General features: G+C 42.0%; 24 protein-coding genes. 15 read left to right on the forward strand and 9 right to left on the reverse strand.

What is annotated here, in order from left to right:
• Positions 1 to 38: 38 nt before the first annotated feature.
• The gene (locus CSV72_RS09515) at positions 39 to 1,595 is read left to right on the forward strand and encodes an ABC-F family ATP-binding cassette domain-containing protein (RefSeq protein ID WP_099678141.1); all 1,557 of its coding nucleotides are present in this window, start codon (positions 39 to 41) and stop codon (positions 1,593 to 1,595) included.
• Positions 1,596 to 1,715: 120 nt separating this feature from the next.
• On the opposite strand, the gene CSV72_RS09520 is transcribed toward CSV72_RS09515, so the two are convergent.
• Complete coding sequence (locus tag CSV72_RS09520; protein WP_099678196.1) at positions 1,716 to 2,582, reverse strand: LysR family transcriptional regulator; 867 nt, start codon at positions 2,580 to 2,582, stop codon at positions 1,716 to 1,718.
• Positions 2,583 to 2,697: 115 nt separating this feature from the next.
• On the opposite strand from CSV72_RS09520, the gene CSV72_RS09525 reads away from it, so the two are divergent.
• Positions 2,698 to 3,393, forward strand: a complete 696-nt coding sequence (locus CSV72_RS09525; RefSeq protein ID WP_099678142.1) for a CoA transferase subunit A — start codon at positions 2,698 to 2,700, stop codon at positions 3,391 to 3,393.
• Positions 3,394 to 3,408: 15 nt separating this feature from the next.
• On the forward strand, positions 3,409 to 4,059 hold the full coding sequence (locus tag CSV72_RS09530; RefSeq protein ID WP_099678143.1) for a 3-oxoacid CoA-transferase subunit B: 651 nt from the start codon (positions 3,409 to 3,411) through the stop codon (positions 4,057 to 4,059).
• A gap of 52 nt (positions 4,060 to 4,111) precedes the next feature.
• On the opposite strand, the gene CSV72_RS09535 is transcribed toward CSV72_RS09530, so the two are convergent.
• From CSV72_RS09535 to CSV72_RS09550, 4 genes are all read right to left on the reverse strand, one after another.
• The gene (locus CSV72_RS09535; protein ID WP_099678144.1) at positions 4,112 to 5,119 is read right to left on the reverse strand and encodes a FecCD family ABC transporter permease; all 1,008 of its coding nucleotides are present in this window, start codon (positions 5,117 to 5,119) and stop codon (positions 4,112 to 4,114) included.
• Positions 5,116 to 6,123, reverse strand: coding sequence for a FecCD family ABC transporter permease (locus tag CSV72_RS09540; protein WP_099678145.1), 1,008 nt, complete (start codon positions 6,121 to 6,123; stop codon positions 5,116 to 5,118). Before CSV72_RS09540 ends, CSV72_RS09535 begins: the two co-directional genes overlap by 4 nt.
• A 71-nt stretch (positions 6,124 to 6,194) precedes the next feature.
• The gene (locus CSV72_RS09545) at positions 6,195 to 7,127 is read right to left on the reverse strand and encodes an iron-hydroxamate ABC transporter substrate-binding protein (protein ID WP_099678146.1); all 933 of its coding nucleotides are present in this window, start codon (positions 7,125 to 7,127) and stop codon (positions 6,195 to 6,197) included.
• Positions 7,128 to 7,130: 3 nt separating this feature from the next.
• The gene (locus CSV72_RS09550) at positions 7,131 to 7,925 is read right to left on the reverse strand and encodes an ABC transporter ATP-binding protein (RefSeq protein ID WP_099678147.1); all 795 of its coding nucleotides are present in this window, start codon (positions 7,923 to 7,925) and stop codon (positions 7,131 to 7,133) included.
• Between the two features lie 122 nt (positions 7,926 to 8,047).
• Here CSV72_RS09550 and CSV72_RS09555 point away from each other — a divergent pair, with 122 nt between their 5' ends.
• The gene (locus CSV72_RS09555; protein WP_099678148.1) at positions 8,048 to 9,094 is read left to right on the forward strand and encodes an NAD(P)/FAD-dependent oxidoreductase; all 1,047 of its coding nucleotides are present in this window, start codon (positions 8,048 to 8,050) and stop codon (positions 9,092 to 9,094) included.
• A 49-nt stretch (positions 9,095 to 9,143) separates the two neighbouring features.
• Here the strand turns inward: CSV72_RS09555 and CSV72_RS09560 are convergent, their stop codons facing one another.
• Positions 9,144 to 9,764, reverse strand: a complete 621-nt coding sequence (locus CSV72_RS09560; RefSeq protein ID WP_099678197.1) for an MOSC domain-containing protein — start codon at positions 9,762 to 9,764, stop codon at positions 9,144 to 9,146.
• Between the two features lie 119 nt (positions 9,765 to 9,883).
• Complete coding sequence (locus tag CSV72_RS09565) at positions 9,884 to 10,216, reverse strand: DUF5658 family protein (RefSeq protein WP_099678149.1); 333 nt, start codon at positions 10,214 to 10,216, stop codon at positions 9,884 to 9,886.
• A 174-nt stretch (positions 10,217 to 10,390) separates the two neighbouring features.
• On the opposite strand from CSV72_RS09565, the gene CSV72_RS09570 reads away from it, so the two are divergent.
• The 4 genes from CSV72_RS09570 to CSV72_RS09585 all read left to right on the forward strand — a co-directional run bounded on the left by CSV72_RS09570 (position 10,391) and on the right by CSV72_RS09585 (position 13,092).
• Positions 10,391 to 10,753, forward strand: a complete 363-nt coding sequence (locus CSV72_RS09570; RefSeq protein ID WP_199170085.1) for a GntR family transcriptional regulator — start codon at positions 10,391 to 10,393, stop codon at positions 10,751 to 10,753.
• A complete protein-coding gene (locus CSV72_RS09575; protein WP_199170081.1) occupies positions 10,753 to 11,661 on the forward strand; it encodes an ATP-binding cassette domain-containing protein in 909 nt (302 codons plus the stop codon). The genes CSV72_RS09570 and CSV72_RS09575 overlap by 1 nt, the downstream gene beginning before the upstream one ends.
• On the forward strand, positions 11,654 to 12,385 hold the full coding sequence (locus CSV72_RS09580) for a hypothetical protein (protein WP_233191215.1): 732 nt from the start codon (positions 11,654 to 11,656) through the stop codon (positions 12,383 to 12,385). Before CSV72_RS09575 ends, CSV72_RS09580 begins: the two co-directional genes overlap by 8 nt.
• 131 nt (positions 12,386 to 12,516) lie before the next feature.
• A complete protein-coding gene (locus CSV72_RS09585) occupies positions 12,517 to 13,092 on the forward strand; it encodes a hypothetical protein (RefSeq protein ID WP_143561165.1) in 576 nt (191 codons plus the stop codon).
• A gap of 59 nt (positions 13,093 to 13,151) precedes the next feature.
• On the opposite strand, the gene CSV72_RS09590 is transcribed toward CSV72_RS09585, so the two are convergent.
• Positions 13,152 to 14,003, reverse strand: a complete 852-nt coding sequence (locus tag CSV72_RS09590) for a dimethylarginine dimethylaminohydrolase family protein (protein ID WP_369802896.1) — start codon at positions 14,001 to 14,003, stop codon at positions 13,152 to 13,154.
• Between the two features lie 287 nt (positions 14,004 to 14,290).
• Here CSV72_RS09590 and nhaC point away from each other — a divergent pair, with 287 nt between their 5' ends.
• Positions 14,291 to 15,736: a Na+/H+ antiporter NhaC gene (nhaC, locus tag CSV72_RS09595; protein ID WP_255407594.1), complete on the forward strand. Its 1,446-nt coding sequence runs from the start codon at positions 14,291 to 14,293 to the stop codon at positions 15,734 to 15,736.
• 41 nt (positions 15,737 to 15,777) lie between these two features.
• Here the strand turns inward: nhaC and CSV72_RS09600 are convergent, their stop codons facing one another.
• A complete protein-coding gene (locus CSV72_RS09600; protein ID WP_099678155.1) occupies positions 15,778 to 17,028 on the reverse strand; it encodes an HTH domain-containing protein in 1,251 nt (416 codons plus the stop codon).
• An 88-nt stretch (positions 17,029 to 17,116) separates the two neighbouring features.
• On the opposite strand from CSV72_RS09600, the gene CSV72_RS09605 reads away from it, so the two are divergent.
• The 6 genes from CSV72_RS09605 to CSV72_RS09630 all read left to right on the forward strand — a co-directional run bounded on the left by CSV72_RS09605 (position 17,117) and on the right by CSV72_RS09630 (position 23,236).
• Positions 17,117 to 18,229 carry a mandelate racemase/muconate lactonizing enzyme family protein gene (locus CSV72_RS09605; RefSeq protein ID WP_099678156.1) on the forward strand — a complete coding sequence of 371 codons (1,113 nt, stop codon included), beginning with the start codon at positions 17,117 to 17,119 and terminating at the stop codon, positions 18,227 to 18,229.
• Entirely contained in the window at positions 18,226 to 18,882 is a 657-nt protein-coding gene (locus CSV72_RS09610; protein ID WP_099678157.1) for a GNAT family protein, read from the forward strand. The genes CSV72_RS09605 and CSV72_RS09610 overlap by 4 nt, the downstream gene beginning before the upstream one ends.
• A 141-nt stretch (positions 18,883 to 19,023) precedes the next feature.
• A complete protein-coding gene (gene selD / locus CSV72_RS09615; protein ID WP_099678158.1) occupies positions 19,024 to 20,070 on the forward strand; it encodes a selenide, water dikinase SelD in 1,047 nt (348 codons plus the stop codon).
• Between the two features lie 21 nt (positions 20,071 to 20,091).
• On the forward strand, positions 20,092 to 21,126 hold the full coding sequence (mnmH, locus tag CSV72_RS09620) for a tRNA 2-selenouridine(34) synthase MnmH (RefSeq protein ID WP_099678159.1): 1,035 nt from the start codon (positions 20,092 to 20,094) through the stop codon (positions 21,124 to 21,126).
• A gap of 218 nt (positions 21,127 to 21,344) precedes the next feature.
• On the forward strand, positions 21,345 to 21,773 hold the full coding sequence (locus CSV72_RS09625) for a YugN family protein (protein WP_099633648.1): 429 nt from the start codon (positions 21,345 to 21,347) through the stop codon (positions 21,771 to 21,773).
• A 170-nt stretch (positions 21,774 to 21,943) separates the two neighbouring features.
• Entirely contained in the window at positions 21,944 to 23,236 is a 1,293-nt protein-coding gene (locus tag CSV72_RS09630) for an MFS transporter (RefSeq protein ID WP_099678160.1), read from the forward strand.
• Positions 23,237 to 23,339 lie beyond the last annotated feature (103 nt).

Genomic DNA, 23,339 nt, shown 5'->3' on the forward strand with positions numbered 1-23,339 from the left:
GTTTGATCGATACAATGGAAAAGGAATAGGTGTACAACATGAGTTTATTAACAGTAAAAAATATTAGCCACGGTTTCGGTGACCGTGTGATTTTTGAAGATGTATCATTTCGTCTATTAGCAGGTGAACATATAGGATTAGTAGGTGCAAACGGGGAAGGGAAATCTACGTTTATGAATATCATTACGCATAAGCTAGAACCAGATGCTGGTACTGTTACGTGGTCAAAGCGTGTTCGTATCGGATACTTAGATCAGCATGCAGCTTTGAAGCAGGGCATGTCCATCCGTGATGTATTGCGCACTGCGTTTCAATATTTATACGATATGGAAACGGAAATGAATAGTCTTTTCACGAAGATGGGTGAAGTGGGGCCAGATGAACTGGAAGGTTTACTTGAAGAAACCGGAAAGATTCAAGAGTCTCTAGAGCAGAGTGATTTTTACATGATTGACGCAAAAGTAGAAGAAGTCGCAAACGGTCTTGGTCTCGATGAATTTGGATTGGACACGGACGTAAATGATTTGAGTGGGGGCCAGCGTACAAAAGTATTACTGGCTAAATTATTGCTTGAAAAGCCCGATATTTTATTGCTTGATGAGCCGACGAACTATTTGGACGTCGAGCATATTGAATGGTTGCGTACGTATTTGCAAGAATATCCAGGGGCATTCATCTTGATTTCGCATGATATTCCATTCTTGAATAGTGTCATTAACTTGATCTATCATATGGAAAATCAACAGGTCAATCGTTATCCCGGCGACTATGACGAGTTTTTGCGTGTGCGTGAAATGAGGCAGCAACAGGTCGAAGCGGCCTTTAAAAAGCAACAGAAAGAGATTTCCCATTTGAAGGACTTCGTAGCACGTAATAAGGCGAATGCAGCAACGAGTCGAATGGCAACGTCCCGACAAAAGAAGTTGGATAAAATGGACATTATAGAGTTAGATTCTGAAAAACCTAAACCGCATTTTGATTTCAAAACGGCAAGAACACCCGGGAAATATTTATTTAAAACGACAGATTTAGTGATTGGATACGATGAACCGCTATCGAAGCCTTTGAATCTTTCTATGGAACGTGGACAGAAAATTGCTTTGGCAGGCGCTAATGGTATTGGTAAAACCACATTGCTAAAAAGTATTCTCGGGGAAATAAAAGCTCTATCAGGTAAAGTAGAGCAGGGCGAGCATCTCTCGATCGGATACTTCGAACAAGAAATGAAAGCCGATACGGATAATACCTGTCTAGAAGAGATTTGGAGTGAGTTCCCACATCTTGCTCAATATGAAGTGCGTTCGGCTTTAGCACGCGTTGGATTAACGACAAAGCATATTGAGAGTAAAGTGAAAGTACTGAGCGGGGGAGAACGTGCAAAGGTGCGTCTTTGTAAACTAGTAAATAGTGAAACGAATTTATTAGTTTTGGATGAACCGACCAACCACTTGGATTACGATGCAAAAGAAGAACTAAAACGTGCATTAAAAGAGTATAAAGGAAGTATCTTACTCATATCACACGAACCTGATTTTTATGAAGATGTAGTATCTACTATATGGAATGGTGAGTCATGGACTACGAAAATGTTCTAAACAAACGATACTGTTCCACGTGAAACAAAAATCCAACCGATACCGGTTGGGTTTTTTTATTCATTACTTATGATCGTTGGCGCAAACCATCTTGTTTTGTAGAGATTAATTCAATTGACCTTAAAACATCTGCATAAACTTTTTTAAAGCAAATGAATGGTAACTGTTCTTCTTAGTGACAATGCCGAGCTTCCATAGTAGAGGTGGCTCCTGAAGGGGTATCATTTTAATATTTTCATTTGTAAATTTCGTTGATATGGATTGGGGAAGAAGTGTAATACCCAGTTTTGCTGCCACCAGTTCAATGATCAAATCCCATTGTGAACTTTCATACGATATAGTTGGATTGAACCCTACCTCTTTACAGGCACCTATAATATAGCGGTGTAAGGCAAAGCTTTTAGAGAACAAGATAAGTTGTTCGTCTTTTAACTCGGATAATGCAACAGCATCTCGTTTTGCAAATGGATGATCAGAATGGACGAACAGATAGAATTTATCTGAAATGAAAGGTTGAACTTGGAATACGTCTCGATCGGTTGGCAACACAATAATGCCGGCGTCAATCTGACCTTTATCTACAAGCTCTTCTACTACTTTAGCACCGATTTCGTGCAACTCGATTTTAATATGGGGATAATTCTTTGAAAGACTTTTAGCGATCTGTGGAAAGAACAGCGTCCCAATCAAAGGTGGCATACCAATTTTAATTTCTCCTGACACTCCCTCCGCAAGATCTTCAAGTAATACAGGAAGCTCTCCAAGTAATTGAAGGATTTGCTGTCCCTGTTCATATACAATGTCACCCGCATCCGTCAATCGAAGGCTGCGTGTAGAGCGGTTGAAAAGTATGACATTCAGTTCTTCTTCAAGTCTTTTCACCGATTTACTTAAAGAGGGCTGTGATATATACGATTGTTCGGCGGCTTTTGTAAAGCTTAAATGATCTGCTACGTGTATAAAAGCTTGAAAGTCTTTGAGTTCGATGATAATCCAACCTTTCATTTATTCGGATTAAGAATAAATTTTATTCAATATATTCATTTTACATATAAGTCAGAAATCTGTACACTATTACTAAAGAGTTGGAGGAGGTTACGGTATGAGTAAAGTAATGAATTCATTTATGGAAGCGGTTTCAGATATTCAAGACGGTGCTACGTTAATTGTAGGAGGCTTCGGATTATGCGGTATTCCGGAAAAGTCTATCGAGGCATTAAAAGATAGAGGAGTGAAGGATTTAACAGTAGCTAGCAATAACTGTGGAGTAGATGATGCAGGCCTTGGGAAGTTGCTAGTAAATAAACAGATTAAAAAGATGATTGCTTCGTATGTTGGAGAAAACAAGACTTTTGAAAAGCAGTTCCTAAATGGTGAGTTAGAAGTAGAACTGAGTCCGCAGGGAACGCTTGCCGAGAGGATTAGAGCGGGTGGTGCAGGAATTCCTGGATTCTACACAGCAACTGGAGTCGGTACACCCATTGCAGAAGGTAAAGAAACAAAAGAGTTTAAAGGGAAGACGTATTTACTTGAAGAAGGAATCGTCGGAGACTTTGCGCTTGTGAAAGCTTGGAAGGCCGATACCCTGGGAAATTTAGTGTACCGTAAGACGGCAATGAACTTTAATCCACTTGCTGCGATGGCGGGAAAAATAACAATTGCGGAAGTAGAGGAAATCGTCGAAGCGGGTGAGCTTGCTCCTGAAGAGATTGATACACCGGGTATTTATGTACAGCGAGTTTTGCTTGGCACGGATTATGAAAAACGTATTGAGCGCTTAACAGTGAGAAAAGCGTAAAAAGGAGAGATGAACATGACAGAAACACGGAATACAATTGTAAAGCGTGCGGTAGAAGAAATTCAAGACGGTATGAATGTTAACCTCGGTATCGGTATGCCAACACTTGTCGCAAATGAAATTCCAGATGGGATGACGGTGTTATTGCAGTCGGAGAACGGCTTGCTTGGTATTGGCCCTTACCCAGTAGAGGGGCAAGAGGATGCAGATCTGATTAATGCTGGAAAAGAAACTATTACCACAGTCCCCGGTTCATCCTTTTTTGATAGCGCGGAATCGTTTGCGATGATCCGCGGTGGACATATCGACTTGGCGATCCTTGGCGGCATGGAAGTTTCGGAGAACGGAGACTTAGCTAACTGGATGATTCCAGGAAAAGTCGTCAAAGGAATGGGTGGTGCAATGGACTTAGTTGTCGGTGCAAAACGTGTCGTAGTGATCATGGATCATGTCAATAAACACGGGGAATCGAAAGTTAAGCAAACCTGCTCCTTGCCGTTAACGGGACTTGGCGTTGTAGATCGACTCATCACGGACTTGGCTGTATTTGATTTTACGAAGGACGGTATGGTGCTTGTTGAAACTTCTGCTGGTATTACAGTAGATGAAGTAAAAGACAAGACAGAAGCAACGTTCACGGTTTCACGGGACTTCAAAAATAAATAATACTTTATATGAAACATGGCAGAACACCCAAAAGCGGGTAGTTCTGGCATGTTTATTTTTTTATTAGTAAATAGCAAAAGTACGGTGCGCCTATTAATGAAACGATAATACCTGCTGGAATACCACTTGGTTCCAAAATATTTCGCCCAATTGTATCCGCTAGTAATAGAAGAAAGCTGCCGAGCAGAATGGCAATAGGTAAATTCATTCGATGGCGTGGGCCGATTAGGGACTTAGCGATATGAGGTGCCATCAGCCCGATGAACGCGATGCCACCTGTGACTGACACAGCGGAAGCAGCTAGAGCCACGGCCATCAGCAATAATATTACTCGCTCTCGTTCGATTGACACACCGATACCCGTCGCCACTGTTTCATTCAAACCGAGCATGTCCAGTCGGTGTGCTTTAAATAACGCGAAAGGGATTAATATGAGCAACCAAGGGGCGAGTGCCCAAATATAAGGCCAATCAGTTCCCCAAATATTCCCGGCGATCCATCTTGAAATAAAATCGACTTTCTCTTGCTTGGCGGAAGAGATTAATACGACCATTACACCTGAAAGAGCCATAGAGAATCCAATACCCACTAGTACAAGACGCATAGGCTGCAGTCCGTTTTTTCTACTGTAAGCAAATAGATAAATTAAAACGGAGGTAATGATGGCTCCCAAAAATCCTACTAACGGCAATAAGTAAGCAAATGCGCTAGCCTCAATCGGTACAAACAAGAAAAATACCGCAATAGCGACTCCAGCGCCGGAATTAATACCGATGATACCTGGATCTGCAAGATCGTTACGCGTGATACCTTGTAAAATAGCACCGGATAAGGCAAGCGCAGCGCCAGCCAGCAACGTAATAATGATTCTTGGAAGGCGGATAGAAAACAGTACAAACTCTTCTTTAAAAGTGCCTTGGCCTAGGAAAGTAGGGACTAGCCGACTCCACTCGATAGAAGCAGATCCTAAACCAAGTGCAAGAATAGCCAACAAGAGAATTAAAACAACTAAACATACTCCTAGAATTCTTTGTTTTCTTCGTATACGTGGATGTATCATGAGAAAGCACGACCTCCTTTGCGTACGATCAAAAGAAAGAATGGTAAGCCAATGATCGCAATCAATGCAGCAACAGGCGTTTCAAATGGTGCTTGCAGCATTCGTCCAACCGTATCCGCTAACAACATAAAAGTTGCACCTAAAATAGCGGAAATGGGGATGATGAATCGGTAATCTGTTCCCACGATTGCACGAACAATATGTGGAATCATTAATCCGACAAATGCTAGGTTACCCGCTAATGCCACAGCGGCTCCTGCTAATAAAATAATAACAATAAACAACATGACTTTTATTTTCAATGTATTTTGTCCAAGTCCAATCGCAACTTCTTCATTCAAACTTAATAATGTCAACTGGCGTGAAAGTACGAGTGCGACGACAATACCTATGATGATGACTGGCGCAATGGTCTGCAACTGTCCCCATGAGGTGCCGATTAATCCGCCGGCCGTCCACATTGCCACGTCCTTTGAAATCTTAAAATACAAACCAACACCCTGTGCAATGGCGAATAAAAATGTAGAGACGGCTGCACCTGCCAATACCAGTCGAATGGGTGCAAAGCCGCCTCGCTTAGCGGAAGCAATTCCGAAGACGATCAGCGCACCAACAGCTGATCCAATGAAGCACGCCGTCATGATACCGAAATAATTAATAGTTGGAATGAATGCAAGCGCGATAGCTAACGCAGCATTCGCCCCGGCAGTCAATCCAAGCAACCCTGGATCAGCCAATGGGTTTCGCGTCATGCCCTGCATGATAGCCCCTGAAACGGCCAAAGCGGCACCCACAAACACGGCACCAACTTCACGCGGAAAGCGTATTTCTTTCAGGATCAAAATATTTTCCTTTTGGTTTGACGTGAATGAAAGCAAGACGTCTTGCCATGAAGTGTGAGCGGCACCAAGCTTCATAGCAAATAGGAAACTGATGATTAAAAGAATCATGCTAGCAAATAATTTAAGACTAAAGGGTATAGCTTTTCCAACGGGTTTTTCCATTCTATTCATCCGCTCCTTTCTTGTCATAAAAAAAGGGGTTCTTCAATGAAGAAGAGCCCCATCCTGTTTTATTACTTAGTTCCTAAAAAGCTTTTGATGAAGAAATCAAGCTGGTTATCAAGTGTATAGGCATCGTTGAATGAGAACTCTGCTGTGTTTACCTGATAAACTTGATCATTTTTGACAGCAGGAATATTCTTGTATGTTTCTGTTTCCAGGAATGAATTATCTCCGGTATCACTTTTACTCAAGATGACATAATCCCCGGCAAAATCCGGCAAAACTTCTGCAGATAGAGCGTAATATCCGTCTTTCTCGGTCATTTCCTTTACCTTTTCAGGCATAGCCAATTTCATTTCCTGGTATAGGATTTCAGTTCCTCTACCCCAGTTATCGCCGAAGACGTAAATTTGTTTGTCAAACTCTTCGATGACGGAAACTGTCGTATCTTCTCCGATTTTAGCTTTAATATCTTCTCCTGCCTGCTTCGCACGTGCCTTAAATGCATCTACCCATTCTGTTGCTTCTTTTTCCTTATTCAGTAACTTACCAATTTCGATTTGCTGTGTTAAATAATCCACTTTTCCGTATGTATACGTAACAGTAGGTGCAATTTCTTTTAATTTATCAATGTTCTTAATTGTGTTCAGTCCAATAATTAAATCGGGCTCCAGTTCAATGATTTTTTCAATATTTTCGTCTGAAACTTCTTCTACATCTTTCAGAAATGAATCAAAGCTTGGATTATCTTTTGACCAAGATTCTGCTCCTACTAAATTCACGCCAAATTCATGTACAGTACCAGCAAAACTTGATAACACCACAACACGCTGCGGATCTGCAGGAACCTCCACTGGACCTTCTTCGGATTCATAAGTAATCGTGCCGCTTGCTCCTTGTTCTTTTGCCGGTGTATCTTCTTTCACAGGTTCTTCCTGTTTATTGCCGCAAGCTGCTAACGCAAGTACGATAAGCAAAAGGGCAGGTAATAGAATTTTCTTCAACAGTTATTCGTCTCCTTTTAGTAGATCATATGTGATGCATAACGGTTTGCCCGTTCTTGGATCCGTTCCAATTTCCGCATCGATTCGAAATACTTCGCGCAGTATGTCTGGTTGTATTACTTCCCCGGACATACCCGCACGTACAATTTCTCCATCTTTCATCGCAATGATGAAATCGGCAAAACGTGCTGCCTGATTCAGGTCATGAAGCACCATGACGATAGTGCGTTGCTGTTCTTCGTTGAGCCTTTGCAACAGCTCTAGTACTTCCAACTGGTGTGCCATATCCAAATAAGTAGTCGGCTCATCTAGGAAGATAATATCTGTTTCCTGGGCAAGTGCCATCGCAATCCAAACACGCTGGCGTTGACCGCCGGATAATGCATCGACTTGACGAAATTTGAAATCAGTCGTGTTGGTGACTTCGAGCGCCCAGTTGATCACATCCATATCATGCGGTGTCAAACGTCCCAATGCATTCTGGTAAGGGAATCTACCGTAGGATACCAATTCACCAACTGTTAAACCACTGGCGGCTTCTTGTGTCTGAGGAAGAATAGCCATCTTTTGCGCGAGCTGTTTCGTCCTTTGTTTAACGATATTTCCACCATCTAATATGACTTCTCCTGATTGATGAGGAATTAAGCGTGTGACAGCTTTTAGAAAGGTCGATTTGCCACATCCGTTTGCTCCAATAATGGCAGTCACTTTCTTGTCAGGTATTTGAACCGATAACCCTTTAACAATAAGGTGATCATCGTATGAAACTTGTAGATTTTCTGTATACAAGCGAACCATTTTGTGAAATCAAACCTTTCCTACTAAGTAATCATTGATAATGATTATCAATATCGTTACAATGAGAACTATAAATTGAAATGCAAGCGATGTCAATAATTATTTTAAAGGGAGAAGATGGAATGAGACAAGATGAGCTACTGGACGTAACGATTATCGGCGGCGGACCTGCTGGGTTATATGCTGCTTTTTATAGTGGATTGCGTGAAATGAAGACAAAAATCATTGAATATCAGCAGCAGCTTGGTGGAAAGATCCATGTCTACCCGGAGAAAATGATTTGGGATATTGGCGGCATGACCCCAGCACCAGGAGCTCAGGTAATTGAACGGCTTGTGGCTCAGGGATTAACATTTGACCCAGAAGTCGTACTCAATGAAAAAATTGTGAAGATCGAAAAGACAGAAGACAAGCATTTTGCATTACATGGCTCCTCGGGTACTGTTCATTATAGTAAAACCGTGATAATAGCGACAGGTACAGGTATTTTGAATCCACAGAAGATTGAGGTGGAAGGCGCAGAACGATTTGAAGTGTCGAATTTGAACTATACGGTAAAATCTTTAGGGCGCTTCAAAGAGAAGACTGTCCTGATTTCAGGCGGTGGCAACGCAGCGATTGACTGGGCGAATGAACTGCAACCGATTGCTAAGAAAGTATACCTAACGTATCGTAAAGAAAATTTGAATGGCCATGAAGCGCAAGTGCGACAACTCCTGGAGAGTGGTGTAGTCTGTCACTTTAATACGAATATATCCCGATTCATTGCGTCTGAGGATCATAGCTCAATTGAGAGTGTGGAGCTACGACACAATGAAGAAGAAACGGTTACTACGATAGCTGTGGATGAAGTGATCATTAATCACGGTTACGAGCGTGACACTTCGTTAATTGGCGATCAGCAACTTGGTGTTGAACTAACGGAACATAAACAGATTGCTGGTACTTGTACGAGTGCTACGTCCGTAGAGGGGATGTATGCGGCAGGCGATGTACTGAGCCACAAAGGCAAGCTCCATTTAATTGCAGGTGCATTTCAGGATGCGGCAAATGCAGTAAACTGCGCCAAAATCTATATTGATCCCGAAGCAAATGAAAATGGCATGGTATCTTCCCATAATGAACTCTTCAAGGAACGAAATCGGGAATTAGTGAAACAGCTCATATGAACAAAAAGAACTGACCGACGATTTTTATTATCGTAGGTTAGTTCTTTTTTTAGATATTCTCGAGCTTATCTAGTCGTTTCCTCAGCATATCCCGCCATTCTTCAGCTAGTGCTTCGACTTCCAATATTCGTTTCAATCCTTTCAGATCTTTAGGACGCTGAAAATACACTTCATTTGCATATAGAATGGAAACTTGCTTTGGATCCTGTTGCAGCAAAGTAATCGGAGAATCTGAACGAACAATTCCTTCTTTAATAACACGGCATAAATAACCTGTGAATCCGGTGTTGACCATTCCTTTCATCAGACTAGGCAAGCCAGTGCGCTTACTAATAGTGCTACAAGGTACTCGACCTTGCGTGACTTGGATCACTGCTTCTCCTACTGTAAACATATCTCCAATACATATATCTGTCTCGAGCATTCCGTCTACTGTCAGATTTTCTCCGAATGTGGAAGTGGGCAACGTGCAGGAGAACTCTTTTTCCCAGAAAGCATAGTGCTCTCCCGGATAGATACAAACCGCTCGATCAGGACCGCCATGATGCTTCGTGTCTGCAATTCCGTCCCCTTGAAAACCATCTACAGAAAGAAATGTTTCTTTTGCAGTCTGTTTACAAATAGCACTGGAAAATTCGCTGCCATTAGCAGTTTGTAATATGCGTGGCATTCCAATAGAAAGCGTTCGCAGTGATGGTTCAATGTTCAATAATAACCCCTTCTTTCCATGTAATCATACATTTAGTATACGATAAACACGGGATATAGAAGAGATAATTAAAGTACATATTAAATTGCGACCATGATCAACCAAAAGATATGCATAAACAATACTGTGATATAAACAAATAATGCAGTAGTCAAAGAGATACGTACGAAAATCCCCGAAGAACTAACCGTCACGATATATAAAAGTATCAAAGGTAATCCGAGTTTCACTACATAGAACAAAGGAATACTTTGTTCATATAAAAACGACACGAGCAGATTGGCTTCTTCTATAAGACCAAACCGTAAACCATAATCTGTGAAAACGGCATCTAATAAACATAAGCAAACTAATAGAAAGCCCGCATTGATTAATCTATTTTGCTGAATGGGAAAGTCCTTTACTGTATTCATTTCATCCGCTCCTTACATACAGTGTAAATACCTAGGATGAGTAGTAAGTGATCATTTTATTCATCGCTTTACAACATATTTTTTCTGCACTTGCGGTATAATATAAAAACATGTATTGTACATTACAACAGTAATGCACTAGTTTACCTCGAGGTGGTGAAGTTTTTGCTTGAGATGGATGGAGAAAAGCCAATTTATATTCAAATTGCAGAATGGTTAGAGACGGAAATTATTGACGGTACGTTACAAGCGGACGATAAAGTGTACTCACAGTATCAACTGGCAGATCTTTTCAACATCAATCCTGCGACTGCGGGGAAAGGGCTGACGATTTTGCTGGATGCGGAACTTATTTACAAGAAGCGAGGCCTTGGCACGTTTGTATCTGCCGATGCACGTGAGAAATTACTGACGAAACGTAAAGGCGGTAGGTTAAGTCGTCTCGTGCAGGAGCTACTTAATGAAGCTGCATTGCTGGGCCTTCAAGAGGAACAGCTCATTGAATTAATTCGAGCAGAGCGAAAGGAGAGGTCATAATGCCAGCAATTACTTTGAAAAACGTGACGAAAAGCTATCGTTCAATTACAGTACTGAATCAGTTAAATTTAGAAATCCGTGAGAATGTCATTACGGGATTGGTAGGACGTAATGGTGTGGGGAAAACGACACTTATGAAGATGGTTGCAGGATTCATAAAAGAGTCAGGTGGAGAGCTTCGTGTGTTTGGTGAGCGTCCCTTCAACAGTCTTAAAGTTTCTGCCAACATAATTTTCATAGACGATATGATGGGCTTTCCGGATGCACTAACATTGGGTGATTTACTGAAGGAATGTGAGCGCTTCTATGAAAATTGGGATCAGGACCTAGCTATGCGTCTGCTCGAGTACTTCAAATTACCGCTGTCGCTGAACCATCGTATCCTGTCAAAAGGCAAACGCAGTACATTCAATGCCGTTGTCGGTATAGCCACACGTTGTCCACTAACAATGTTTGATGAGCCGATTACGGGAATGGATGCTGGAGCGCGTAGGGATTTTTACAGGGCGCTGCTGAAAGATTATCTTGCACATCCACGAACTATCCTTTTATCGAGTCACCATATGGAAGAGATGGAGGACTTGCTGGAGGATATCTTATTGATCGACGGAAAAGATATTGCATTTCATGGTTCAATAACCGAACTTCAAGAGAAATTTATTTCGTTACAAGGTAAAGAAAATGTATTGAAACAATACGCCAATCGATATGCCGTCATTCATAAGTCTTCTGCTGGTCCGTTAACAGAATGGATTGTCGATAATGATCATACAACATCAGAACTAACTGAATTAAAGCAAGCAGGAATACGCGTGTCAGCCGTTTCAGCAAGTGAGGCATATCTGGCAATGACTGGTCAGACGAAAGGAAGGGTAGATGATGTTTTCGACGCAATGGAGCGTGAGTGAACTCGCAAAACGACAGTTTTTGTTTAAATTGAACGCCAATGTGTCTATTTTCACCATGTTAATTGTACTGCAGATTATCGCAACTGTATTTATAAGCGGTGCAGTTACAACTACCACCATGAATGAATGGGGAGAGCCTATTTCCTTCAATTTCACTTCCATATCGAACGACGCACAGCTTGGGTTGACAATGTTTTGGGCATTCATAGTCGGTTTCCTGTTGACGTCTGCTGCGCAACGAAATGAATCCTTTTCGTTCGTCACAAATCGTCTGACGTTTCAACTGGCTAATTTCTACTTCTTCTGTACTGCTGCATTGCTCGGTGGCGTGACGACTGTTTTACTTGGTTCGGTAATGAAAATTGTCGCGATGTTTAGAGATAATATGATTATTGAAACGTCGGGATTACTATCTTCACCACTCGATTTCTTTTCGCGTATTTTTGTTATGACGGCTTATACACTGTTGCTTATGCTGGTTGGATACACGCTCGGATCGCTCATCCAATGGAGCAAACTGTTTATCGCGCTGTTTGGAGTGATGTGGTATGCATTCACACAAAGCACATTCGCTGTAGCAGACAATGAGAATAGTGGATTGCTGTATTTCTTCTATGGGGAAACGTCGATTCTATTATTCACATTGAAGATAGTAGGGACAATTGCAGTTCTGTTTGCTTTCAGCTTCTTTGTCACAAATCGCTTGGAGGTGAGGAACCCTTGATGCTTCTTACTATACTAGTACCTGTAGTCCTTCTCCTTGGAGTATTGACGATTATACTGGTAACAAGGAATATGGGACGCGTACGGATAAAAAGATCATTTCATTGGAAGCTGATTATTGGATACCTAGTGTTGTTGATAATTGGACTTGTCGTAGCGGAAACAATGGAGCGGCAAGTAGAGGGAGTAAATCCCCCTGAAGTAGTGGCGAATGAAGTTGGATTTGATTTATATAATGCAATTGTAGAAGAGTTACCAATTCCTGAAAACCTAGTATTGGTAAAACGGTCACATGAAGTAGAAGGGAAGTTCTCTATCTCTTCTTTCCCAGGTGCATATATTCTGATAAAGCGCACACCCGAAATTAGTCGGACAATAGAAGAAACGGTCTATTCCCCTGAATTGATGACGATGTTTAATGGTGAAGACAGTATGTATTACGATTTATCCGATCAACTCAAAATCAACCTGCCTGTTTGGAATAGCAAGTCCATGTCTGTTCCAAGGCAACCAGAAAACCGTCTAGAGTATACGTTTTACCATGATTCAAACATATTGAATCAGTTTACCGGTGAAAAGACGTACGGGAATTCCTCTGGGAGTGTATCAGGAGTCATGACGATACACTTGTTGATTCCTGAAGCAATTGAGCTCGATATACCCGAGCTGGATCATGAGCAAAATTACTATATAGATATACTCGAATAAAAAAGACCGAAGCGGAATCACCACAATAAAACGTGTGGGATTGGCTTCGGTCTTTCACTTTAACCGCGTTCTACAGGCATCGAACAACATCTGAAAGAACCGCCTGATTTAATGATTTCAGAAAAGTCGACTTCTATGACCTCAAATCCATTTGCGCGTAAGTTTGCATTCACTTGTTCGTTTTGTGGAAGACTGAATACTTTATTGTTACCAATTGAGAGAACATTAGTCCCTAGAGAAAATTGTTCATCTTCCGCCACTTCAATCAATTGATATGAATCAGCCAGTTGATGGAGTGTTTCCTGATCAAACGCAGCTGAAAAAACTAGCGCTTTTTCGGGAGAAAGGATATTGAAAACGCAGTCTAGATGCAAGTACCGTCCATCAAATGGAATCCGTTTGAGTTGATGATCAGGAAGCTTTTCTTCCAGCTTGTTAACTGCTTCCTCGGATGTACGGCTACTGATGCCGATGTAGATAGTATCACGGTCGACAATAATGTCGCCGCCTTCCATTCGATCTGTGGCGGACTGATAGGGAATGTCTTGCGCAATTAGCCATTCTTTTAGCGTAATTTCTTCACCTTTTCGTATATTTGCAGCCAAGTCGGCGATAAATATTTCATTGCCAATCGTAAAGCCGATATCCCGTGTGAAAACTTGTTCAGGATATTTTTCGGAAGTAGGAAGCGTGATCACTTCCACTCCGTTTTCCTTCAAAAGTTTTTCGAATTCTGCGTGCTGACTCATCGCACGTTGTCTATCGATGTTTTCATCTTCATACTTTTTTTGCACTTCATTAATGACTTCGTCAATTGCCATAAATTCCGGTTGGCATAGTATGACTCGGCGCAGGGTATCATATTCTGTTACACATTTTATCGTATTTGTATTTTGGCTGTTAGCTATCAATGGATAGTACGCCTCCCATTTCATGAAAGTACTTTGTATTATTCCCGTTTCACACTTTTATAAACTCATTTGATTCTACTGTTTCAGAATCTTGTCTTCCATTGTGATAGAAAATGTAAGTATTTACAGAAAAGCTTTCTGATAGCGGCTGACTTCCAAATATAAAAACAGACATAGTAAACGCTTTCATATTTTCATTGACAAACAATTTAGAAAACGTTTAAAATAGATTAAACGACTATATAACGACGTGTTTTAATAGGCTGAATTTGAATGGGGGTTGCGTAGTGGATCAAAGGCAAAAAAGAGAAATAGGGTTCTGGTGGTCGATCCTGCCGTTAGTATTAATGATTCTAGTTATGATTATAACTGTAGTAAAGCTTAAAGAGGGACCGCACATGCCGCTAATCGTAGGAACTGCCATTGCTTCACTCGTAGCCTGGCGCCATGGATTCTCTTGGAAAGAAATTGAGGAAATGATGTACAAAGGAATTCGTTTGGCTCTTCCAGCGGTCATTATTATTATGCTTGTCGGCTTGGTAATTGGCTCGTGGATGGGTGGGGGAATAGTTGCGACAATGATTTTCTACGGATTGAAGATCATTACACCTTCTTGGTTCCTGGTAGCCATTACACTAATTTGTGCAATTGTTTCATTGGCAATAGGTAGCTCATGGTCGACAATGGCTACGATTGGTGTAGCCGGGATGGGTATTGGACTCAGTATGGGAATCCCTGCTGGTATGGTAGCAGGGGCTGTCATTTCTGGCGCATACTTTGGAGATAAGATGTCACCGTTATCGGATACAACCAATTTAGCTGCGGGACTTACTGGAACAGATTTATTCGATCATATTAAGCATATGTTGTATACGACGATTCCTGGATTACTAATTGCTCTTAGTGTTTTTACATTCCTTGGAAGAAGATTTGGTTCAGGTGAAGCAGAATTAACATCAATTGCAAACACATCTCAGGTCATGCAAGATAGCTTCGTTATATCACCCTGGCTATTGCTTGTTCCTTTGGCCGTCATCGTGATGGTCGCAATGAAGATTCCTGCGGTGCCGGCACTGATTATCGGAATTGTTCTAGGTTTCTTATCTCATGTAACGCTTCAGTCGGGGACATTTGCGGGTGCGCTAGGCGCTCTGCAGAGTGGTTTTGCGATTGAAACAGGTAACCAGCTAGTTGATAAACTATTTAATGGCGGCGGCCTAGACAGTATGATGTATACCGTCTCTATGACTATTGTGGCCATGACCTTCGGTGGTATTCTTGAGTATTCAGGTATGTTGCGGGCAATTATGAAGCAATTGCTGAAAGTAGTAAAGTCCACGTCTACATTAATTATTTCAACGATTGGTGCGTGTTTCATGACCAATGCAACTTGTTCTGAACAATACGTTTCCATTGTTGTACCTTCCAGAATGTTTAGCAAAACTTATAAAGATATGGGATTGAGCTCGAAGAACCTTTCGCGTGCACTAGAAGATGGTGGAACACTTACATCGGTATTTATTCCTTGGAATACATGTGGTGTATTTATATTCGGTACGCTCGGTGTCAGTGTAGTAGAATACGGCCCATACGCTATTCTGAATTTCGCTGTTCCTCTCATCTCAATTATCTATGCCCTAACCGGATTTTCTATTGTTAAAATGACGTCTGAAGAAATTGTGGAAATGAATGAGCAGGAAGCGAAGTTGGACCTCGAGGCACAACTCGAATAAATTTAAAAGGCAAAGCCGTGATATGTAACGGCTTTGCCTTTTTAGTTGATAGCAATCTTCAATTTGTATAATGCGCGTGGTCTGCCTTGGCTGTAGGTCATTTCTTCGCCAACCGTATCGATATATTGTTGATCCATAAGCTTTTTAATTGTACGTTCAGCAGTTCTTCTGGAAACGGCTAAATATCCTGCTAAATCATTAGCGGTGAACGGCGTAGATTGCCTGAATTGATCAAACTGCCTAAGTTTGGAAATGACCGCCGGGCTCAATGTCGTCCTTTCGCTGATCTTAAGCAAATCAGGGTCGTCCAACCTCATCGCAATTGACGGTTTTGTAGCTGGCAAAGGACCGTGCAGCTTCTTATGTTCATCCAGCATAAAGACTCCTTTGTTAATCTCTTGCTTGCCGAGTTGCAGTGCACTCATCGCATTGTCAGTAGCTTCTATCATTGTTTGTCCTAATCCAAAAGATAAAGTGGATACAGGGTGAAGCGATTCACAGAACTGGACGAAGGCCTTTAAGGCTAAAACAAATTCGATAGTGCCTAGAGTAGTGTAGAAAAAGAAGTTGTCCTCTTTTTCTTTCCATTGAGCCTGCAAGTAGTTCGCTAGTATTTCTATGGTTCTCTGTGGAAGTTCCTCAGGTTGATGAACTTGCAGTACGCCTACAGCAATTTTAGTCGCTTCACTCCTTGCAAAATCTGCTTGTTGAACGGCGTGTTCCATCGCGCGTAAAATATTGCTTGCAGGATCCAGCATCCGGAATGATGGAATCCCCGCCGCTTGTAATTGATCGTATACAGCATGCACACTGGTCAATGCCATTTTAGACTTCCCGTTTCTGAAATGTTCTAAATGAAAGTTTACAACAGCTTGCAAATCACTGTTGGATTGCAGTTCATGTATAGCAGGCTTCTGCACGGAAGAGAGAGGATCAAGATCTTGCAGGATTTGTTCGATATGTGTTCTTTCTTTTATATCTATAGAAATATCATGAATTGCCATATTCTTTTCTGAAGCAAGGTATAATAAAGTGATCGCTATTGTATGTTCGTTTTGCTGAATATAAAATGCCGGAATCGAGATCGTTTGAAGAATTTTCTCGGACGCTTCGTAAGGTAAGGACCCAGAGAATAATATGACGTGACAGGGTTTCAGTACCTCTAGTAGACGAGGGGCTTCGGACGGGCTGTCATATCGATAATAATCAATGCACATATTGTGGGGTAACACTATATTCTCTGCTTGCCGACAAAACTCTTGTGAGCCGACCAATGCAATGGTAACCTTCATAATGGGATCTCCTCTTTTCATTAGCGACTATTTAACGACAATCATACAATACCAATGAAAAGCTGCCAATAGGAAAGGAAGAAAAATAATGAAAATAACTGAAATAGAAATTTTTGCGATTAGATTACCACTTTATGAACCATTTGTAATCAGCTATGCATCCTATGATGATATGCCTTCTATTATTGTAAAACTAACAACAGACACAGGTTATGTGGGTTACGGTGAAGCAGTTGCAGACGACCATGTCACAGGGGAAAGTTGGGAAGGTACATTTGCTGTACTTCATCATACACTTGCACCTGCTTTACTTGGAGAAAACCCAAGTCGCTTTGGGAAAATTCATGAAGTGATGGATCAAGCAATTTACGGTGTACCTACAGCGAAAGCGGCGCTAGACATGGCTTGCTTTGACGCAGTAGGGAAAGCCTATGGTATTCCTGCTTATAATTTACTTGGTGGACGTTATCATGAGAAATTTCCGATTACACATGTGCTAAGTATCGCTTCACCTGAACATATGGCACAGGAGGCTGCTGATCGTGTGGCAGCTGGCTATCGTTCATTAAAGATGAAAGTCGGTACTAACGTAGACGAAGACGTCAAGCGGATTCAGGCCGTGCGCGAGCGTGTTGGCAAAGATATCGCAATCCGAGTGGATGTTAACCAAGGTTGGGTCAACAGTGCGACGACATTGCAGGCAATGAAAAAATTGGAGAGTTGTGAACTAGATTGGCTCGAGCAACCAGTTAAAGCGGATGATATCGATGCGATGGTAGAAATCAAATCGAAAATCGCGACGCCTCTAATGGCAGATGAAGGATTGCGTGGAGTACGCGAGATGCGTGAAATTATCGCAAAGCGTGCAGCGGATAAAGTAAACATCAAGCTTATGAAATGCGGAGGCATGTATCCTGCGATGAAGCTTGCGCATATGGCGGAGATGGCAGGTATCGAATGTCAGGTTGGATCCATGGTGGAGTCGTCTATTGGATCTGCAGCAGGCTTCCATGTAGCATTCTCACAAAAAGCGATGACAAGTGTAGAATTGACGGGCCCATTGAAATTCAGTAAAGACGTCGGCAATCTGCACTATGATGTACCGTTTATTGAACTCAATGAAAAGCCTGGACTTGGTATTGACGTAGATGAGCAAGCGCTAGAAGAATTGACGGTGCGTAAAGAAAAGGTGACATTATGACGTTGCAAGCATCACTTTCACTTTTAACGGAAGATCAGCTGCCGGAAGTTCTAGCTTTACAACAACGGATCATTGCTGTTCTTGAGGAACCTGATTTTCTTCAACCGTTAACGGAAGAAGAATTTGTGTATATTCTACGCGGCAATGGCATGATGGCAGGGGCTTTTGTCGATAATCACCTTATCGCGTTCCGTGCTATGTTGGATCCTGGTGAAGATGAAGAGCATTTAGGAATTGACGCTGGAGTATCACTAAACGAATTATCTAGCGTGCTGTACTCAGAGATTTCGGGTGTGGATCCGGACTATAGAGGACATGGACTCCAAACGACACTTGGTAAATGGCTAATGGAACATGTGGAGAGAGATCGCTATCGCTATATTTGTACAACCGTTGCACCCTTTAATATTCCAAGCTTGAAAGATAAATTTGCACTAGGTTTACGAATCAAAGAACTCAAAGTGAAATATGGCAATAAACTGCGCTATATTTTATTCAAGGATCTCCAAGAGCCTTCCCGTGGAACGACATCAGAACAGCAATTTGTTCTAATGGAGAATACCGAACAGCAGAAAAAGTTGCTGAAAGAAGGTTGGAACGGGGAATATATCGAGAAAAAAGACGATCTTTGGTTTGTAAAGTACGTAAAATAATGCATTTGCATCATGTAAGACTACGCCTTAAAGCGTAGTCTGTTTTTCATTGGCCATAAGAATCTCAAGTGCCCAACAGATCTAGAATGCAAACTCTATGGTAAAATTGAGGGACTACAATTTGAAAGGTTGATATCCGTAATGCGAAATTCTTCTGTAAAACTTACTTCATTATCATCAAAAGGAGGCTGCGGTTGTAAAATAGGACCCGCTGATTTAGCTGAAGTTCTACGAACATTGCCTCCTGGCCTCGCAGACCCTAATTTACTTGTCGGATTAGATACAGGCGACGACGCAGGCGTATATAAGATAAATGATACGACTGCTATCGTGCAGACACTAGATTTCTTCACACCCATTGTCAATGATCCATATGATTTTGGACAAGTGGCAGCGGCGAATGCGATCAGTGATGTCTATGCAATGGGCGGTAAACCAATTACAGCGTTGAACATCGTCGCATTCCCGATCCATACACTTGACCGGAGTATCTTGACGGAGATCTTGCGTGGAGCTGCTGACAAATTGAAAGAAGCTGGTGCAGTTCTTGTCGGTGGCCACTCCATCGATGATCAGGAACCAAAGTTCGGTATGCAAGTAACTGGAACGGTACATCCTGACAAGATTCGTACAAATGCAGGGGCGAAACCAGGCGATCGTTTGATTCTGACAAAACCGATTGGTGTAGGTATCATGACCACTTCACTGAAAAATGGATTATTGTCTGAAGAAGAAGAAATTCACGTGACAAAAGTGATGACAACACTCAATAAAACAGCGGCTGAAGTGATGGATGATTACAGCATTCATGCATCAACAGACGTAACGGGCTTCGGTTTACTTGGACATGCTTCTGAGATGGCAACAGGTAGTGGCGTATGCTTGCGAATTGATAATGAGAAAGTTCCTGTATTACCACGTACAAGAGAACTAGCAGAAGCTGGTTCGGTTCCAGGCGGTACGAAAAACAATTTTGCACATATAGAAGATATGGTCAAATATCCAGAATCATTGGATCAAATCGGCAGATGGATTTTATGTGACGCAGTTACTTCTGGTGGATTGCTAGTAGCAGTTGCTGGAGATGAAGCAGATCGTTTGCATGCACAATTACGTGAAGCTGGAGTCGATGCGCATATTATTGGAGAAGTAACCGACGAACATACCGGTCGAATTATCGTGCAGTAAATCAAGGAGATGGAAAATAACATGGTACGAGATATTACATTGACGGACGCACTCGAATTACAGAAAAACCATTCACATACATTAGTCGATGTACGCTCTCCGAAAGAGTTTGAGGAAGCAACTATTCCGGGCAGTATTAACATTCCGATTTTCACGAATGAAGAACGCGCGGAAGTAGGTACGCTTTATAAGCAAGTAGGAAAACAAGCCGCTATGGATCATGGTCTAGCTATTTTCGCTAAAAAACTACCCGATTTCATAGCAGAATTCAGGAAAATTGACACCCAAGTTACTGTGTTTTGCTGGCGTGGCGGTATGCGAAGCAAAACAGCAATGACTGTACTGGAATTGATGGGAATTCGCTCAAGCCGAATCAGTGGCGGTATTCATACATATCGCCAGTGGGTTATTGCGAAACTGCAAGAGCCAATCAAACCTAAATTGCTTGTACTAAACGGCTATACAGGAAGCGGCAAGACGAAGATTCTTCACAAGCTGATGGAAGACGGCTGTCCGGTCATCGATCTAGAAGGTATGGCAGGCCATCGAGGTTCCATATTCGGACAAATCGGTGTACAGCCGAACAACCAGAAGAAATTCGAATTGCTAATTGCGGATAAACTGGAAAAGTATGAGAACGAACCATATATCTTCATAGAAGGCGAAAGCAAACGCATAGGGCAAGTACATATGCCGGAACTACTGTTTGAGAAAAAAGGACAGAGTCCGCAGTGGATTGTTAGACTACCGGTCAAAGTGCGGGTCGAAGAAATTCTTTCCGAGTACGAACCAGAAAAACAACCAGAACTGTTTCTAGAAGCATTCTCAAGAATTCGCAAACGCATCCACCAACCCATTGCAGCACAAATCCAGGAAGACCTAGAAAATGGACGTTTCGCAGAAGCTGTAGAACAGTTATTGACTCACTACTACGATCCGCAGTACGAACACTCAGTAACCCGCTTCGCTACAATTAGCCAAGACGTCATCGAGGTTGAAACTGTACAAGAAGCGTATGAAGAATGTTTGAAACGGTATAAAGAGCTAATGAAATAAGCGAAGTTAGACTATCCTATTGGGTAGTCTTTTTTTGTGAACATAAATAAGTCGAAAGTAGTCCGCCAGCGTCGATCAAAAATATTCTCACTTCTGGTTATGATTATTCAATTTAGTCCACTAGAAGAGTTTGTAAAACAACTAACGAGGGTATTCTTAAGACTATTAATCAACCAGACCTTCAGCAAGAAAAACTGACATAGAAAAGAGGAAATGCCATGATCGAACTGAAAACCAATCTACCGGGCAAAAAATCATTATTTGGAGATGCGCGGAACATACTCATAGAACATGATATCCAAATGGGAGGAAATTGGGACTTCGACCGCGGAAATTTCGATACTATCTTGAATCAGGATGGTAGTGATACGATTTACTTACGAATACCTTTTCACGTAGTGGATGGTGAACTCGACGAAGATAGTGCTATGATCGAGTTTGACGTACCATTTATCATCAACCATGTAGTCAATATTGGATTGGATGACGATGACAGCCCCGTATTAGCAGCTGTCGGCCTCGACCAGTTCCAAACGCCTGAAGACAAAGACGGACCTATTGAATACGACGAAAAGTGGGTACATGAAGGGGAAGCAAGAATAGCAAAGTTTTCTGATCATCCTATTTTCATCGCACCGCTAGTATAAAAATCGCGCTATAAAAGGAACAAGCAGGCCTAGTAAAATTAGGTTTGCTTGTTTTTGTGTATGGAAAAGACTTCTCTTTCTAGTTGCTACTGTATGATAAGATGAATAAAGCGTAAATAATTGATAAATTTATAGATCCATTACATAGTAATAGAAAAGGTGGGAATTCCATGTCGAGAGGGCAAGATTATTCGTACTACACTAAATCCAAAGAAGCGCAAAAGCAATTGTATAAGCGCTCCTTACTTGTCGTGATCATTTCCCAAATATTTAGTGGTGCCGGACTTGCAGCAGGAATCACAGTAGGGGCGCTATTAATTCAAGACATGACGGGCAATGAAAGCCTGGCGGGCATGCCGATTGCGCTGTCTACTTTTGGTTCCGCATTCTCTGCCTATCTCGTCGGTAGGTTGTCTCAGCGTTACGGTCGTCGTCTCGGTCTCGGTGCGGGATTTATTACAGGTGGTCTCGGTGCATTCGGTGTAATCTTTGCAGTGATGACCGGAAGTCTTGCTGTGTTATTCATCTTTCTGTTTATCTATGGTGCAGGCACATCCTCTAATTTACAAGCTCGCTATGCTGGAACAGATCTCGCCAATGAAAAGCAACGGGCTACTGCGGTCAGTGTTGCTCTTGTTTCAACCACAGTGGGTGCGGTAGCGGGACCCAATCTGGTCTTACCAATGGGCTATGTGGCAGATTTCATCGGCATACCTTCATTGACTGGTGTGTTTTTACTGGCAGGCTTTGCTTACGTATTGTCCGGGCTGACATTCTTGCTGTTTTTACGACCAGATCCTTTACTCGTTGCACGTGAGATTGAACTGGCCGAACAAAAAGAACGTGTAGAGTCCAATGAAGGGCATGTTGCCCATCAACAAACGGCAAATAGGATGGGGATTTGGGTAGGGGGCATCGTACTCGTACTGTCACATGGTGTCATGGTCGCTATTATGACGATGACACCTGTCCATATGCAACATCACGGTGCTTCGATATCAGGTATTGGTTTGGTCATTGGCTTACACATCGCAGGTATGTATTTACCTTCCATTTTTACTGGTGTATTAGTAGATCGGATTGGACGGCCAATTATGGTGATTGCTTCGGGTGTGACACTTGCGCTAGCAGGTGTTCTCGCAGCTTACGTAGCAGGAGAATCGATATTCTGGATGTCCGTATCGCTCATATTGCTAGGGATTGGTTGGAACTTTGGATTAATCAGTGGAACGGCCATTGTGATCGATTCTACTGATGTGTTGACTCGCGCGAAGATCCAAGGAAGCATCGACGTGTTTGTCGCACTAGCAGGAACAGTAGGTGGACTTGCTTCAGGAATTGTCATGGCGTTCTTAGGTTTTTCCATGTTAAGTTTCCTTGGAACCTATATTTCCTTACTACTCATTCCGCTCATTATTTGGATGCGTTATAAACAAAAGAATATTTCATCGCAGGCTGCCTGACAAAAACGGATTATTTCCTCGGAAATAATCCGTTTTTCTTTCGTAAACGACAAGCTTAGCTGTGGGGCACTTTTTCATTCTTTCGCATAGAGTAACAACGTAG

Source organism: Sporosarcina sp. P20a (assembly GCF_002743175.1).
In the GTDB taxonomy this organism is placed as follows: Bacteria; Bacillota; Bacilli; order Bacillales_A; family Planococcaceae; genus Sporosarcina.

What these genes read in the sequence shown, in the direction of transcription:
- CSV72_RS09575 (WP_199170081.1), top strand. Translation starts at nt 10,753, where the DNA reads ATGCCAGCAATTACTTTGAAAAACGTGACGAAAAGCTATCGTTCAATT.
- CSV72_RS09535 (WP_099678144.1), bottom strand. Translation starts at nt 5,119, where the DNA reads ATGATACATCCACGTATACGAAGAAAACAAAGAATTCTAGGAGTATGT.
- CSV72_RS09630 (WP_099678160.1), top strand. Translation starts at nt 21,944, where the DNA reads ATGTCGAGAGGGCAAGATTATTCGTACTACACTAAATCCAAAGAAGCG.
- CSV72_RS09540 (WP_099678145.1), bottom strand. Translation starts at nt 6,123, where the DNA reads ATGGAAAAACCCGTTGGAAAAGCTATACCCTTTAGTCTTAAATTATTT.
- CSV72_RS09555 (WP_099678148.1), top strand. Translation starts at nt 8,048, where the DNA reads ATGAGACAAGATGAGCTACTGGACGTAACGATTATCGGCGGCGGACCT.
- CSV72_RS09550 (WP_099678147.1), bottom strand. Translation starts at nt 7,925, where the DNA reads ATGGTTCGCTTGTATACAGAAAATCTACAAGTTTCATACGATGATCAC.
- CSV72_RS09565 (WP_099678149.1), bottom strand. Translation starts at nt 10,216, where the DNA reads ATGAATACAGTAAAGGACTTTCCCATTCAGCAAAATAGATTAATCAAT.
- mnmH (WP_099678159.1), top strand. Translation starts at nt 20,092, where the DNA reads ATGGTACGAGATATTACATTGACGGACGCACTCGAATTACAGAAAAAC.
- CSV72_RS09560 (WP_099678197.1), bottom strand. Translation starts at nt 9,764, where the DNA reads ATGCCACGCATATTACAAACTGCTAATGGCAGCGAATTTTCCAGTGCT.
- CSV72_RS09605 (WP_099678156.1), top strand. Translation starts at nt 17,117, where the DNA reads ATGAAAATAACTGAAATAGAAATTTTTGCGATTAGATTACCACTTTAT.
- CSV72_RS09570 (WP_199170085.1), top strand. Translation starts at nt 10,391, where the DNA reads ATGGATGGAGAAAAGCCAATTTATATTCAAATTGCAGAATGGTTAGAG.
- CSV72_RS09600 (WP_099678155.1), bottom strand. Translation starts at nt 17,028, where the DNA reads ATGAAGGTTACCATTGCATTGGTCGGCTCACAAGAGTTTTGTCGGCAA.
- CSV72_RS09625 (WP_099633648.1), top strand. Translation starts at nt 21,345, where the DNA reads ATGATCGAACTGAAAACCAATCTACCGGGCAAAAAATCATTATTTGGA.
- CSV72_RS09530 (WP_099678143.1), top strand. Translation starts at nt 3,409, where the DNA reads ATGACAGAAACACGGAATACAATTGTAAAGCGTGCGGTAGAAGAAATT.
- CSV72_RS09610 (WP_099678157.1), top strand. Translation starts at nt 18,226, where the DNA reads ATGACGTTGCAAGCATCACTTTCACTTTTAACGGAAGATCAGCTGCCG.
- selD (WP_099678158.1), top strand. Translation starts at nt 19,024, where the DNA reads ATGCGAAATTCTTCTGTAAAACTTACTTCATTATCATCAAAAGGAGGC.
- CSV72_RS09515 (WP_099678141.1), top strand. Translation starts at nt 39, where the DNA reads ATGAGTTTATTAACAGTAAAAAATATTAGCCACGGTTTCGGTGACCGT.
- CSV72_RS09525 (WP_099678142.1), top strand. Translation starts at nt 2,698, where the DNA reads ATGAGTAAAGTAATGAATTCATTTATGGAAGCGGTTTCAGATATTCAA.